Raw genomic sequence first — 13,507 nt, forward strand, 5'->3', positions numbered from 1 at the left:
CTCCTTGTATCGTTTCCACTACATTTTTTTCTTGTTCAACATCACCCAGAATTCACGACCAAACAGAAGCAAACCGCCTACGATCATGAGAACCGCAAATGAATATCCGCCGTACATGGCGAGAAGCTCTTGAAACCAACGTGGTTTGCGGAAAAACAGCACCATCAAAGACCCTCCCACAATCAGAAGTAATCCAAACGATATGCCTCTCTCCCAAACCATCATTGCATCTCTTGTAGAACGTTCATTAGTTATCGGCTTGTCCGAAGTTGCCTGGGTCACTGCTCTACGTCTGCGCATCATGACCCAATCTGCAGATTGCAACACATCATATACATTGTAAAAGTAAATAACCGGAATACACAAAGCCAGTAAGATGAGCAATGGCACATTGATCTGTATACCAATAGATGAGAAGTACAACACTGCTGACAGATCAAGCAAAACAAGCAGCATAAAGGTCAAACCTCTCATGTACAATCTCAGATAAATATGACCCAGGCCAGGAATAATGGCACTCAGTAATCCCGCGATAAACTTGTGAGTCCGATTTCTGACCGGTTTGGCCTGGACTGAACGGGTCTTTTTGTTCAATTGACGTCTCCGTTTCATAACATACTCCTCTCTTCTGATCTGACCTTCCGCTCTTCATGCATTTGGTTAGATAGTACCCTAAAGAGCAAGGAGAGTAACTGGAAGAAATATGGATATGACCAAAAACCCTCCGGCACTACTGGCCTGGGGAGGGTTGTAATTCATTTATTCGATCGACACCTTGGTAACGTGTTCCCATTGTCTTAACTTGGATACCAAGCCTACCGTTTGGAAATCATGCGGTACCTGAACATGTAACACAATCTCAATTTTACGTTCAACCGAGACCATCTCTGCATAAGCCAAGTCTTGTTCATTCACGGTAATTTTACGAATTTTGATCTTTTCCTGCTCCATACATGAAGACAGTTGTTCGAGAAAACCGGGTTCTGACAAGGTATGAAGTGTAACAACATGCAGTTTGTTCCCTCGTAAATACCTTAGCTCTAATTTGTTAAATACCCAGAGATTAAGTAATACCAGAACGGTGGATACGATAGAGGCAAAAAAGAATCCCGCACCTGCTGCGAGCCCAATGGCTGCAACAACCCAGATTGAAGCTGCTGTAGTCAGTCCGGTAATGGATTTTCCCGTGAAGAGAATTGTCCCTGCTCCCAGGAATCCGACACCAGTAATTACAGCAGTAGCCAGACGGGCTGGATCGATCCTTACATTTAATTCATTAGCAAAATCTTTAAAGCCATAAACAGACAACATCATAATCAGTGCGGAACCAAGACATACCAGGATATGGGTACGCAAACCGGCAGCATGATTGGACCGTTCCCGCTCCAGGCCTACGAGCCCTCCAAGCAGCATAGCCAGCAATAATCGTAATAAAATGTGCCACTCATCAATGAACCAGGGATCGCCCAAAGTCGGTATTCCTCCTCAAGTTGTTAATATTATTAAAGTTTATTCTTGTGAAAAGTCGTTAATTCCACTCCAGGTGCAATCTGTGTGACTTCCACGGGATTAAAACCAAATTTGGTGTACAGATTCACTGCGGGTTGATTCAGCGTTCCTGTGGAGACGATATAACGCGGAAGATCCGCATGCTGTTCCAACACATAGGTCATCAAAGATGCCGCAATTCCCTTGCGAAAGTGATCCGGGTGCACCATCATTCGTGTAATGGTCAGTGTATTCTCCTCTTCCTCTGCTACAGCGACAGCCCCGATAAGCTCTCCGTCATCATGGATACAACCATAAAAACTCTCTCCACAATCCCGAAGTGTCTCCATCGTATCCATCAAAGGAGGAATCTCCTGAAATCCGATGATTTCGGCTTCCAATCGATAAGCTACATGTTGTAGTCTCCATAACTGTCCCAACGTCTCCAGATCACTCAGTGACAATGGTTGAATGTTCATATCTGTTCCCCCGTCCAAAATACATTTGTATCTATCAATACCAAAAAGAGGCTGTCACAGGGACGAGCCTCTTTCTGTCCGGCCTCACCGGAAGGATTAGCGGTTCAGTACATCTGCAAGCAGTTGGTTGGCTAGAGCGGGATTCGCCTTGCCTTTACTTTCTTTCATAACCTGACCAACAAGGAAGCCAATGGCTTTTTGTTTACCAGCTTTATAGTCTTCCACGGATTGAGGGTTATTTGCTACAACCTGCTCAACGATGGCAAGAATGGCGCCTTCATCACTAATCTGCACAAGACCCTTCTCTTCAACGATCTGCTGTGGAAGCTTGCCGCTCTCCAGCATTTCCTTGAATACCGTTTTGGCGATTTTGCTGTTAATGGTGCCCTTCTCCAGCAGTCCGATCATCTCGCCCAAACCTTGACCTGTCAGTGGGACCTGAGTCACCTCAAGATTGCTCGTATTCAGGTAACCCAGCAAGTCGCCCATGATCCAGTTGGATACGGATTTGGCATCCTGAGTGAATTTCAAGCTATCTTCGAAAAGATCAGCTATAGCCTTGGATGAAGTAATAACCTCTGCATCATAACTAGGCAATCCGTAATCAGCCGTGTAACGAGCCTTACGCTCGTCTGGAAGCTCAGGTATGGTAGCTCTGATCCGCTCTTTCCAGGCTTCATCGATATGCAGCTTCACCAGATCAGGGTCCGGGAAATAACGATAGTCATGCGCCTGTTCCTTGCCACGCATCGACAGTGTTTTCCCTTGAGCTTCGTCCCAGCGACGCGTCTCCTGAACCACTTCACCGCCATCATCCAGAATCTCAGCCTGACGATATTGTTCATATTCCAGACCACGTTGAACACCACGGAAGGAGTTCATGTTTTTCAGCTCAGCTCTTGTTCCCAGCTTCTCCTGTCCATGTGGGCGCAAACTGATGTTAGCGTCACAACGCAGTGATCCTTCCTCCATCTTCACGTCCGATACATCACAGTACTGCATGATCGCGCGCAATTTTTCAAGATACGCACGTGCCTCTTCCGGAGAAGAAATCTCAGGTTCAGATACAATCTCCACCAGTGGAGTACCCACACGGTTGAAATCCACCAAAGACGCGTATCCGCCATCGATATGTGTAAGCTTCCCTGCATCTTCTTCCAAGTGAAGACGTGTGATGCCAATTCGTTTCGTTTCACCATTCACTTCGATATCAATCCAGCCGTTCTCACCGATCGGTTGATCAAATTGCGAAATTTGATAGGCTTTTGGTGAGTCGGGGTAAAAGTAGTTTTTACGGTCAAACTTGCTGACATCAGCAATCGTACAATTGAGGGCCATCGCTGCCTTCATGGCGTAGTCTACCGCCTGACGATTCAGTACAGGCAGTACGCCCGGATGTCCGAGACAGACCGGGCAGGTATGCGTATTCGGCGGAGCTCCAAAAGCTGTGGAGCAGCCGCAGAAGATTTTGGAGTTGGTATGCAACTCCACGTGGACTTCAAGTCCAACGACCGTTTCATATTTAGATGCGGACATTTCTATATTCCTCCGTTCCGGGCAGTCTACAGCTGCGGACGCTGCTTGTGGAATTCTGTATTTTGTTCAAACGCATGCGCTACACGCAATACGGTTGTTTCATCAAAGGCTTTTCCGATAATCTGCAGGCCAACAGGCAATCCATCCGAGAATCCACATGGAATGCTAACAGCAGGTACACCAGCCAGATTGACTGGAATAGTCAAAATATCATTCAGATACATCGTAAGTGGATCATCCACCTGTGAACCGAGTTTGAACGCCGTAGTTGGCGCCGTTGGTCCGATAATCACATCATATTTGGCAAATACATTGTCGAAATCCTGCTTGATCAATGTACGTACTTTCTGTGCTTTCAGATAATAGGCATCATAGTAACCCGAGCTGAGTGCATACGTTCCGAGCATGATACGTCGTTTCACTTCGGGACCAAAGCCTTGACTGCGGGACTGATGATACAGATCCAGCAGGTTATCCGGATTGTCTGCACGCACTCCATAACGCACGCCATCAAATCGAGCCAGGTTTGAAGAAGCCTCTGAAGATGCCAACAGGTAATACGTAGCCACCGCATATTCGGTATGCGGAAGGGATACTTCTTCCCATGTTGCCCCGAGTCCTTCAAGAACTTTTAATGCAGACAAAACCGTTTCTTTCACTTGTGGATCGACGCCTTCACCGATGTATTCCTTCGGAACAGCAATGCGAAGCCCTTTGACATCACCTGTCAGTCCGCTCAAATAATCCGGGATCTCTACTTTTGCAGATGTCGAATCTTTGGCGTCATATCCGGCAATAGCTTGCAACACATAAGCAGAATCTTCAACATTTTTCGTCAAAGGTCCAATCTGATCCAAAGATGATGCAAATGCTACCAATCCAAAGCGGGAAACAAGTCCGTACGTTGGCTTCAATCCAACAACACCGCAATACGAAGCAGGTTGTCTGATGGAACCACCTGTGTCTGATCCGAGCGTGAAGTATGCTTCTCCCGCAGCTACAGCTGCTGCCGAACCACCGCTGGAGCCTCCTGGAACACGATCAAGTGCCCATGGATTACGTACAGGGGAGAAACTTGAATTTTCATTGGAGCCGCCCATGGCGAATTCGTCCATGTTGAGTTTACCAATAGTTACGGTGTCCGCAGCTTTCAATTTCTCAACAACTGTCGCGTCATACACCGGGTCGAAATTACGAAGGAATTGGCTGCCACACGTCGTGCGCAGTCCGTTTGTAACGATGTTATCCTTAATACCTACAGGCAGACCAAAAAGCAAACCTTTCTCCTCGCCGCTAACCAGACGGTCATCCAGTTGACGTGCACGAGCGCGTGCTTGTTCTTCATCCAGTGCCAAATATGCTTTAACTTTATCATCATGCGCGCCAATGTTCTGATACGCCTGATCCACCAGATCGCTGACCGACAGCTCTTTGGCATGCAGCTTGTTATGTAACTCAGGCAACGATTGTTCAAATAAACTCACAGTTTTTGTCCTCCTTCCGGTTATCCGTTATTCCATTACAGCAGGCACTTTAAACTGCCCGTCTTCTTCTTCCGGTGCATTGCGCATCACCTGTTCAATCGACAGGCTTTCTTTGGTCTCATCTTCACGCATAACATTGCTTACGTGCAGAACGTGAGTGGTGGGTTCGATGTCTTCCGTATCCAGCTCATTCAGCTTTTCTGCATATTTTAAAATCGCGTTCAGCTGACCTGTCAGGGTCTGTTCTTCTTCAGCAGTCAAGTTGAGCCGGGCCAGCTTGGCCACATGCTGAACGTCATTATTCGAAATACTCATTAGCGGATGCCTCCTTCATTCGTTCTAATTCCCGAAACGACCTGAAACGAATCGCTCGTTTAACGGGCTAAAGTCTCAAGATAACTTTTTTCATTATAGGTGAGATAGTTCGACAATTCAATGCAAATGACCTGACGGGCTTCCAGGAAGCTAAAATCAAACTTATAAAATAAAAAAGAGCCGGCATCAGCCGACTCTTAAAATTCTAGATCCATGCACGCAGATTAACCTGCTTTATAAAATCCGCCTGTGACATAACATCGTTCGCGGTTTCCTCTTCCTCTTCCACAGCTTGAAAATCTCCATTCATCAAATGATGAAACAGCTTCTCATTGTGTGTCGCAAGGGCGTAATCTATCAACGCTTCTCGCTCGACCCGCTCAGCTTCCTGCTTCAGCAGAACCTCTTCCAGATCGACGTCGCCGGATGGAACAAAAAAGTTCCGGTTCACCTGCGGCACTCGAAGCACGTAATCGAACGCATTGTCCGGATTCCGGTCATAAGCGATGATGAAACCATATTCCCCCACAGGAAGATTCTGCTCAAACGCATCCGCGACGATGACAACCTTCTCTCCTAATCGCAGCATCGTCTAACCTCCTGGTAGTCTATCATTAATATTTATTTGTATAGTCTACTAGAAAAGAATAACGATGTCTAGGAATACTAGAATTAAACAACATATTTGTGCAAAATCTTTTTTTCCATTTTTAAAATGATGTTATTTCGGATTTCGTGCACCTGGCTTGCGCTGTGATCGAATTACGACAAACCAATATATTATCAGCGGCGTGGGAAATCCGGTGATCCCCCATAATCCCCATAACCAAGGGAAACGTCCACGTCTGCGTGCGTCCTGAAAGATCCATGTGCCCTGAACCAGGAGAAAAATGCCAAGCAATATAAGCCATAGTGGAGAAATTTCATCCAATGAATAATGCATTTTATTCATGACGAACCTCCTTCCGGCGCCGTCCGGCCCAGATCACAGCCAAAATCACCGCAACAGCTGTACCAAGAGCCTGGATACCTAAATATAGAGCTGGAGCAGATACGAACAATAATGTACCGAACACAATGGCAAGCAATCCAACCAACCAGAAACATATCATCTCGATCCAATTGGCTCGACGTCTAATCTGTCTCCGTCCCCTGACTTGGGCTTCAAGTGCACCCAAAGAAGGAATACTTGTAGGCTCAAATGCATCATCCAGCACTTTCATGTGTTGTTGCAATCGTTCTACAACTTCTTGTTCTTGTGCATCATCTGATCTGCTCATCTTTATTCCAGCTCCTTTCTTAACTGACGGAGACCATAAGCTGTGCGTGACTTCACCGTTCCCGCAGGAATACCAAGCATTTCCCCGATCTCGTCATACCCGTATCCATAATAATGCTTCAGTAGCACTGCAACACGATGTTCGGGTGTCAGTCTTGTCATCGCATCCATGACATCTGTCCATTCTTCATTTCGAGTCTCAAGCTGCCAGCGGAATCGACGTACAGCCTGATCCCGGATGAGAGCAAGCCAGTTCTGTTCTCTCTTCTTACGTCTTATCTTATCGATATAGATCCGGGTCGCAATGGTGATCATCCATGATGAAAAGGCAGACGTGCCGTCATATCGATGGATATTTTCCATACAACGAATCATCGTATCCTGCACCGTCTCTTCTGCGAGGTTAGCGTCCATTGTCACTTTGACAAGATACTTATACACAAACGTGTAGTGACGTTGCAACAACGCTGCGAGTGCGCTATCGTCTCCCGATACTGCTCTGCGTACTTCTTCGAGTTCAGCTGCCTTTATCATGAAAATCACCTGCTTTCCGTTCAATCTGGAGTTAATACGACTGACTCTGCAAAAACGTTCAATGAAATTAAAAAAAATTAAAACCCGACAATTTCCCGGGCAATCAGACTTGATTCCGGTAATCTTGCAGCTTGTCGAACCACGGTTGGTTACGGGCTCCGTTTCTTAAAACACGGCTTGTCCATATATTCTGCTGAGACTTCATCATTTCATTGGCCACGCTAGGGTTATGTATTAAAGCTTGCTCAGTACCCGTTTCTCTTTTCCCACTTTCCAATATGCGACGGTTTTCTTCAATGATCGAATAATCGACACGCTGATTCAACGGAATAACTCTTGGTTTCTCCACTTTGATATTCCCCACTCTCTCATGATCTATATAAGTTGAACTAAAGATTATTTACATTGACACTACGATGACAGAATAACCTTCCAATCGCTGTTATCCCCAGATTTTTTGATTCCCTTTTCCGAAGGGGAAAATCCGGAGATAGCTTATGCTTCCGATGCAGCTTTCTTTCAGAAAGCTTTTAGGCGAACGCTTCGCTTTTTCAGGTTTTTTCTGTCCTCTCCGTTATTGTGTAAATGATTAGTTCAACTTATATACTGTTTTCTTGAATTTTGTTATTTCTAAATCAATCTGTACTTGCTTCTAACTTGCTATTGGTCTCAAACTGGCTTGTGATAAAGCGCATCTTGCATCTCTATGTAGCATAAAAAAGGCTAATTCTGTGTTAAAAAGGGGCTGAAAACAAAAAAAAGAACGCAAACCGGGTATAGACCACAGTCTGCGTGCTTCGCGAGGTTGGGTGTTTCTTGGTAATGCTTCAGTTAGATGATGCCTTAACGCTTGTAACAACTAATTGCTATTCTAATGAAAAAGTTGTCACTTGTCCAGACTTTCTTCACATATCATGTCGGATTATCTTGCGGACACGTAAGGATTGTTCTGTTTCTCATAACCAATGGTCGTTTTGGGACCATGACCCGGATATACTTTAACCTCATCAGCAAAGGTGTAAAGCTTGTTCTGGATTGAATCAATCAGATCCCGTTCACGCCCTCCTGTCAGGTCCGTTCTGCCCACACCCATGCGGAACAGCACATCACCGGCAAACAGGTCGTTATCACAAAGCAAACTTACACTGCCTGGGGAATGTCCAGGTGTATGGAACACTTTAAACGTTTGACCAATCAGATTCAGCTTCTGCCCTTCGTCCATGGCATATTCAGCAGGATCTGTCGAAAGGGGTGGTGTCGCCTGCGGCCAATTCAAAGATCCATTTAATTTCGGGGTGGTGAGCCAGTCACTCTCCAAGTCATGAAGATAAACGGGACATCCCTTCAATTTACGGATCTCATCTACCCCGCCCATATGATCAAAGTGAGCATGAGTGAGGAGAATGGCTTCGATCTCCAAGTCTTGGATCGCTTTAAGCAGCGGCCCTGGATTCATGCCTGGATCGATAATGACGGCTTTGCCCGGATCATCTCCTTGTAGAAGATACGCATTGGTCTGAAGCGGGCCTAGTGTAAACGTACGAATGTTAAGCATATCGGCTTAGTAACCCGAAATCAGTTCACGCAGCTCACGGATAATGGCCGCATGTGACTCCGTTCCTTCCCCATAACGTTTACCAATCTCTTGACGCGCTACAGCCAAATTTTCTTGATAATCTGCTGCCTCACGATCCGGATTAAGGCGTTTGAATTCAATCATGACTTCCTGTACATGCTGCGGACGAGGTCCCCACTGACCTAACACATGACCACCTGTATCTGCAAAAATAACGACTGGCACGGAACGGCCACCCATCGTCAGGAACTCATCCATCACTTCCGGGTGGTTCTCCATAATCAGAACTTCAGTTGGAATTCCTGAGATTTCAAGCGCCTGGAACACAACCGGAATATTACGGACAACATCCCCGCACCAGTCAGCTGCCAGAATTAACACACGCAGATCATCGCGATGGTTCAGACTCTCAAAAAACTCACGATCCTCTTCGTTCGACCAAGTAAAGCTATCATAATTGGCCTGGAATTCACTTTGGTTCTTGGTCATACTCTCGATAAAATCCTTCGGTGGCAGACCTTTACCGAATTTGTGAGACAAGTTGGGTTTACCCATGACTAGACACTTCCTTTCTTTTTACGAGCATTCATCCATTTAATAAGTACATAAACGATCATAAGGGCGAGAGCGACAAGCAAAATAGGCATAACATATGGTGCCGCTTTCTCATCAATATGCTTCCATTGATCTCCAAGAATCATCCCTAAATATATAAACAATGCAGTCCAAGGTATAACAGCGAGTGTAGTAAGCAAGATGAATTTACCTGTGTGCATTTTCGTGATGCCAGCCGGGATGGAGATTGCATGTCTTACCACCGGAACAAAACGCGCTGTAAAAATGACACCTGTACCATACTTGCGAAACCACTCCTCGGAATGGTCGATGTGTTTTTTCTGGATGAGTATGTATTTACCGTAGCGTTCAAGTACAGGTCTGCCGCCATAACGGCCAATCCAGTAAATAAATAACTGGGCAATCACACCGCCCACCGTACCAAAAATCATAGCACCGAAGAAGTTGATATTACCTTGTGAAACGAGAAAACCTCCATACGCCAGCACAATTTCGCTTGGGATAACTTCCAACATTAATCCAAGCATGATTCCAAAGTAGCCAAGACTTTGAATCCAATCGAACAATTGGCCAACAAGGTTATGAATAAAGTCCATCTCAACCCTCTTTCTCCATCCTGATTGGCGGTGCCCCTCCGCACCATGGATGTTCGTCCCTATTTTATCACAGGGCTGTGGACGTTGCTACTTCACAAGGTTGGGATAGTGTCCCGTTCGTAGCAGTCCGCATATGGTATGGGGAGAGGAGCGTGAGAAGATGTCACACAAGTCAATACCCGGTTCTCCGCCGGTCAAACATACGCAATCCGGTCAAAACCTTCCTTCCGCCAGAGGGATTCGCCGGGCATGCAGCAAGGAATTGTACCGGACAGCCAAAAGGCTAAAAGTATATGTCTCTCCCGAACGGATGAAGCAGGCGGAAGAATATTATTACGGTAAGGTGATTGCTAATCTGCTCTGGATTGGGGAGAATCGCGACAACCGCAAGAAATTATGTGAGTGGTGGAACACGGATGTCAGTGCAGAGATCGCCGCGATGTGGGAAGTAGATGTTGAACCATTAAAAGATGCGTTTCAGCATGCATTTGGCGGTTATCGTCTGTAGGAATGGAGAAATGAAAAGCTTCGATCTCGGTGGAATTCGGTGGCACCTCTGGCTTGCGGTTGGAGCAGAGCATGGAGCCGACCACCACGGGGAGCATGAACATAAACTGGGATTATGAACATAAACACCGAGTAATTTTTCATGCTCAAGCCCACGAGTGGTAACGAACCTGAGGTGTTTTATTCAAGGATTTGAAGCACTCTTAGAAATCTAAGGAATCTGAGACACGTTATATCGGAATTTTTGGACTTTTATAGGGTTTTTGTTAGGGAATTTCCGGAAATAACGTGTCTGATGTTCCTTACAATTTAAAGGAGGAGGTAAAGGACAAATAAGACGCCCTGTGTTCCTTAGAAAAGGGTATACCCATCCGCCAGGAGCAACGAGCTTGGACCCTCAGACTTTTCAGACGCTGACATCCATCAGTCATTCAAGGGCTCCGCTTGGTCAACTCTTGAGTAAATGGAGGAGAAAAAGCTGAAGCAAGCCTGCGCAGGTTCTCTCCATAGCCTGGAGCATGTTCTTCCAGTACAAAACGACGATCATTGCGAACGTTTCCTGCTTCCACTTCCTCAGCCAGCAGTTGATACCGTTCATACATCTGGACACCAGCGGCGGCAGTCTGTTGGGCTCGATCTCTATATCCTACCTTCCATTCCCGCCGCGCTGCCTGCTCCATCCAATACAAAGCCGTGGATTGGCCAATGCCATCATACCGATTCAATGCGATCGCTTGTTCAAAATATTCTCCAGCCTGCTGTCCTTCGCCGAATTGGGCTGCCAATCGTCCCAGTTCAATGTAAATCTGAGGATGCATCGGGGAATGGGACAAGCTGTTCAAAAGGAGTGATTCTGCTTCTCGTCCCGGGAGAGATCGTGCAAGGGATATCACGATATCGGTTCGATTCGGATTCGATTGAAAAGCAGCCATAAGATGCACCTTCTGTGCTGGAGTGCCATCCGGTTCAGACATCGCCTGACGGTACTGCACTTCTGCTACGGCATATCGGGAGGTCAGCCAGACTGTTCCACCAAGCCAGAAAAGGATGATCATCACTGTGGATACCCTTATTAGCTGAGCAGTTACTCGCTGAAGAATATGAAAGAAGGAGCGCATCGGGACAGATAATGGACGGGATTGGGTTGGTAAATATCGCAAGCAAAGAGATTTGGATCTGGATTTATATCTCGATTTAGATCCCGATTTGGATCTGATGGGAGTGTATTTCACTGTTACGCCGGATCGCTGGACCCCCTCTGTTTCCGTCTTCAATGCAGTTGCCCAAGCACCAAGCCAGATGAAAAGCATCCAAAATACTGTAAAGCTCCAGTCAAAGTCCATCGCCCCATGCAGGCCAAAAACAAGCACGGATGGAAAGAGCTGCGATGCAAAATGAAAGATGCTTCGCAGGGTGAGGAGAAACCACCCTGCGACAAGCAGGATGCCGATCATGCCCGTGTCCAGGGCGAGATCGAGCAAGCTGTTGTGGACCTCGCCTCCAACATAAGGCGAGGATTGAATGGCGCGAAACATGTTGCGCCATGTATCTCCCCCGTGGCCGAGCCATGCGGCCTCGGTCCACAGCTGGAGGGCGTCCCGCCACATCTGTAGGCGGGACACCCCAGTGCCGACACCCGCCGCGAGGCGCTCGGCGGTGGAGGCCACGGCCATCAGTGCGGCGGCGGCTCCCGCCAGCACAATGGCCGTCAGGGCAGCGGTACGCGGAGCCTTAGCGGCGCCGCTGTGCCATAGACGGCACAGCAGCAGCGTGCCGAGCAGCGCAGCTGCCCATGCCCCGGCGAGTGCCAGCAGGCCGGGCACGGGTGCAGGCGCCAGCTGGGCAGCAGCCAGCTGGCGGTACAGCCAGGCTGCGCACGCCAGTGGCGCGGCCGTGGCCAGCAGCAGCGGCAGGCGGGCACCGCGCCGCTGCAAAGCAAAGGCGGCGACCGCGGCGCAGCCGGTCGCCAGCCAAGCGCCGCGCGACTCGCTCAGCAGGAGCGCGGCTTGCGCGGGCATGAGCGGCAGCACTGCCGCGATGAGTCGCCCGGCCCGTACAGGCCGAGCTATGACTCGCGCGGCGGCTGTCAGCCGCTCCAATGCGTACATGCCAACAACGGCACCGTACGCATTCGGGTACTGCAATAGTCCGCCGAGCCTTGCTCCGGCGGAACTGATCTCGGGGTCAGCAGTCCGCATCACCCCGAAGGGCAGCGGCAATATCCCGCACACGGCAAGGATGCCACTTAGCACAAGTAAGCCGCCTGCCATCTGCCAACCGGAGGCTAACCAACGTGCACCATTCGTGCGCGCAGCCAATATTGCGGTGAGCAGAGTAAACATCGCAAGCAGGCTCCACCGTAGCATTTCATCCATGCTGCCCTGTTTACTCACCGAGCCTGCCCATGCATGTAGCCCAAAACATGTCATCATCCCCAGCGGCCACAATACCCGCCACATCCCTGGAAATCGGAATATTTTCTCAACGATTCGTTCGAGTCTCCCCCGATCCTGTACCAATGACATAGGTATTCGTTCACTCGTCTTCTGTGGACGAATACCTACAAGGAAAAGCAAAAACATAATCAAAGTGCTTCCTGCTGCGATCAGAATAACAGGGTACAGATCAGCCGAATAGTACAGTCCCCGACTCAGACATCCTGCAAGCAGCAAGACAATGGAGAGTATGCCCAACCCAACAGTCCACCCAGATCCTGAATAACGTTTACACCTCAAACTTTGAGAAAAATAACCTGACCCCTCGGTTTGAATAACTCCATTTAATTGATATGTATCATCTTTTTTATACGTAACATCTTTGTTGTATGTATCTTGCCTATTATATGTACTGTCTCTACTGCCCCTAATGTCCCCATTACATAAGTCCCTGTTATCTACATATTCTGTATCATTTGCGTGGTGAGACTGTTCAAGCACCTGTTCCATCATTTTCTCATTCGCCGCATACCCTCGTTTATACCTTACAACTCCCTTATCTATTGCCCTATTCTTCATCTTTATCCCCCTCCTTCCACCGCTCCATATGTCCATATGCATAACAAAAAGACAGAAGATCCCGATAACGGGTCCTTCTGTCTGATAAATACCTGACAGTTATGATGTTGCTTGCTACAACGT

Annotated in this window: 16 protein-coding genes; 1 reads left to right on the plus strand and 15 read right to left on the minus strand. The window is 47.6% G+C overall.

Annotated features, from left to right (window positions below):
* Positions 1–18: 18 nt before the first annotated feature.
* The 14 genes from ACETMN_RS28315 to ACETMN_RS28380 all read right to left on the minus strand — a co-directional run bounded on the left by ACETMN_RS28315 (position 19) and on the right by ACETMN_RS28380 (position 9,863).
* The gene (locus ACETMN_RS28315) at positions 19–612 is read right to left on the minus strand and encodes a hypothetical protein (RefSeq protein ID WP_074096431.1); all 594 of its coding nucleotides are present in this window, start codon (positions 610–612) and stop codon (positions 19–21) included.
* A gap of 147 nt (positions 613–759) precedes the next feature.
* Entirely contained in the window at positions 760–1,470 is a 711-nt protein-coding gene (locus ACETMN_RS28320; protein ID WP_017692302.1) for an MgtC/SapB family protein, read from the minus strand.
* A gap of 32 nt (positions 1,471–1,502) precedes the next feature.
* Positions 1,503–1,967 (minus strand): GNAT family N-acetyltransferase, encoded by a 465-nt coding sequence (locus ACETMN_RS28325; protein ID WP_036607041.1) that lies wholly within the window; start codon positions 1,965–1,967, stop codon positions 1,503–1,505.
* Positions 1,968–2,063: 96 nt separating this feature from the next.
* On the minus strand, positions 2,064–3,503 hold the full coding sequence (gene gatB / locus ACETMN_RS28330; protein ID WP_149846799.1) for an Asp-tRNA(Asn)/Glu-tRNA(Gln) amidotransferase subunit GatB: 1,440 nt from the start codon (positions 3,501–3,503) through the stop codon (positions 2,064–2,066).
* 26 nt (positions 3,504–3,529) lie between these two features.
* The gene (gatA, locus tag ACETMN_RS28335) at positions 3,530–4,987 is read right to left on the minus strand and encodes an Asp-tRNA(Asn)/Glu-tRNA(Gln) amidotransferase subunit GatA (protein ID WP_036667997.1); all 1,458 of its coding nucleotides are present in this window, start codon (positions 4,985–4,987) and stop codon (positions 3,530–3,532) included.
* Positions 4,988–5,014: 27 nt separating this feature from the next.
* Positions 5,015–5,302 (minus strand): Asp-tRNA(Asn)/Glu-tRNA(Gln) amidotransferase subunit GatC, encoded by a 288-nt coding sequence (gatC, locus tag ACETMN_RS28340; RefSeq protein ID WP_036607033.1) that lies wholly within the window; start codon positions 5,300–5,302, stop codon positions 5,015–5,017.
* A gap of 205 nt (positions 5,303–5,507) precedes the next feature.
* Complete coding sequence (locus ACETMN_RS28345) at positions 5,508–5,891, minus strand: hypothetical protein (protein ID WP_024631336.1); 384 nt, start codon at positions 5,889–5,891, stop codon at positions 5,508–5,510.
* A gap of 132 nt (positions 5,892–6,023) precedes the next feature.
* A complete protein-coding gene (locus ACETMN_RS28350) occupies positions 6,024–6,254 on the minus strand; it encodes a hypothetical protein (protein ID WP_179198630.1) in 231 nt (76 codons plus the stop codon).
* Positions 6,247–6,582, minus strand: coding sequence for a YxlC family protein (locus ACETMN_RS28355; protein WP_149846802.1), 336 nt, complete (start codon positions 6,580–6,582; stop codon positions 6,247–6,249). Before ACETMN_RS28355 ends, ACETMN_RS28350 begins: the two co-directional genes overlap by 8 nt.
* Before the next feature lie 2 nt (positions 6,583–6,584).
* Entirely contained in the window at positions 6,585–7,115 is a 531-nt protein-coding gene (gene sigY / locus ACETMN_RS28360) for an RNA polymerase sigma factor SigY (RefSeq protein ID WP_411735439.1), read from the minus strand.
* 103 nt (positions 7,116–7,218) lie between these two features.
* Positions 7,219–7,464: a hypothetical protein gene (locus ACETMN_RS28365; RefSeq protein ID WP_411735440.1), complete on the minus strand. Its 246-nt coding sequence runs from the start codon at positions 7,462–7,464 to the stop codon at positions 7,219–7,221.
* A 573-nt stretch (positions 7,465–8,037) separates the two neighbouring features.
* Complete coding sequence (locus ACETMN_RS28370) at positions 8,038–8,670, minus strand: MBL fold metallo-hydrolase (protein ID WP_192136478.1); 633 nt, start codon at positions 8,668–8,670, stop codon at positions 8,038–8,040.
* A 6-nt stretch (positions 8,671–8,676) separates the two neighbouring features.
* Positions 8,677–9,246 carry a thioredoxin family protein gene (locus ACETMN_RS28375; protein WP_017692292.1) on the minus strand — a complete coding sequence of 190 codons (570 nt, stop codon included), beginning with the start codon at positions 9,244–9,246 and terminating at the stop codon, positions 8,677–8,679.
* A gap of 2 nt (positions 9,247–9,248) precedes the next feature.
* Positions 9,249–9,863 (minus strand): DedA family protein, encoded by a 615-nt coding sequence (locus tag ACETMN_RS28380; protein ID WP_091019353.1) that lies wholly within the window; start codon positions 9,861–9,863, stop codon positions 9,249–9,251.
* Positions 9,864–10,023: 160 nt separating this feature from the next.
* On the opposite strand from ACETMN_RS28380, the gene ACETMN_RS28385 reads away from it, so the two are divergent.
* Positions 10,024–10,371 (plus strand): dehydrogenase, encoded by a 348-nt coding sequence (locus ACETMN_RS28385; RefSeq protein ID WP_091019351.1) that lies wholly within the window; start codon positions 10,024–10,026, stop codon positions 10,369–10,371.
* Positions 10,372–10,801: 430 nt separating this feature from the next.
* Here ACETMN_RS28385 and ACETMN_RS28390 read toward each other — a convergent pair whose 3' ends face one another.
* Positions 10,802–13,384, minus strand: a complete 2,583-nt coding sequence (locus tag ACETMN_RS28390; RefSeq protein ID WP_411735441.1) for an O-antigen ligase family protein — start codon at positions 13,382–13,384, stop codon at positions 10,802–10,804.
* Between the last annotated feature and the right edge of the window lie 123 nt (positions 13,385–13,507).

The sequence above is a fragment of the Paenibacillus sp. M2 genome, assembly GCF_046713495.1.
GTDB lineage: Bacteria > Bacillota > Bacilli > Paenibacillales > Paenibacillaceae > Paenibacillus > Paenibacillus amylolyticus_B.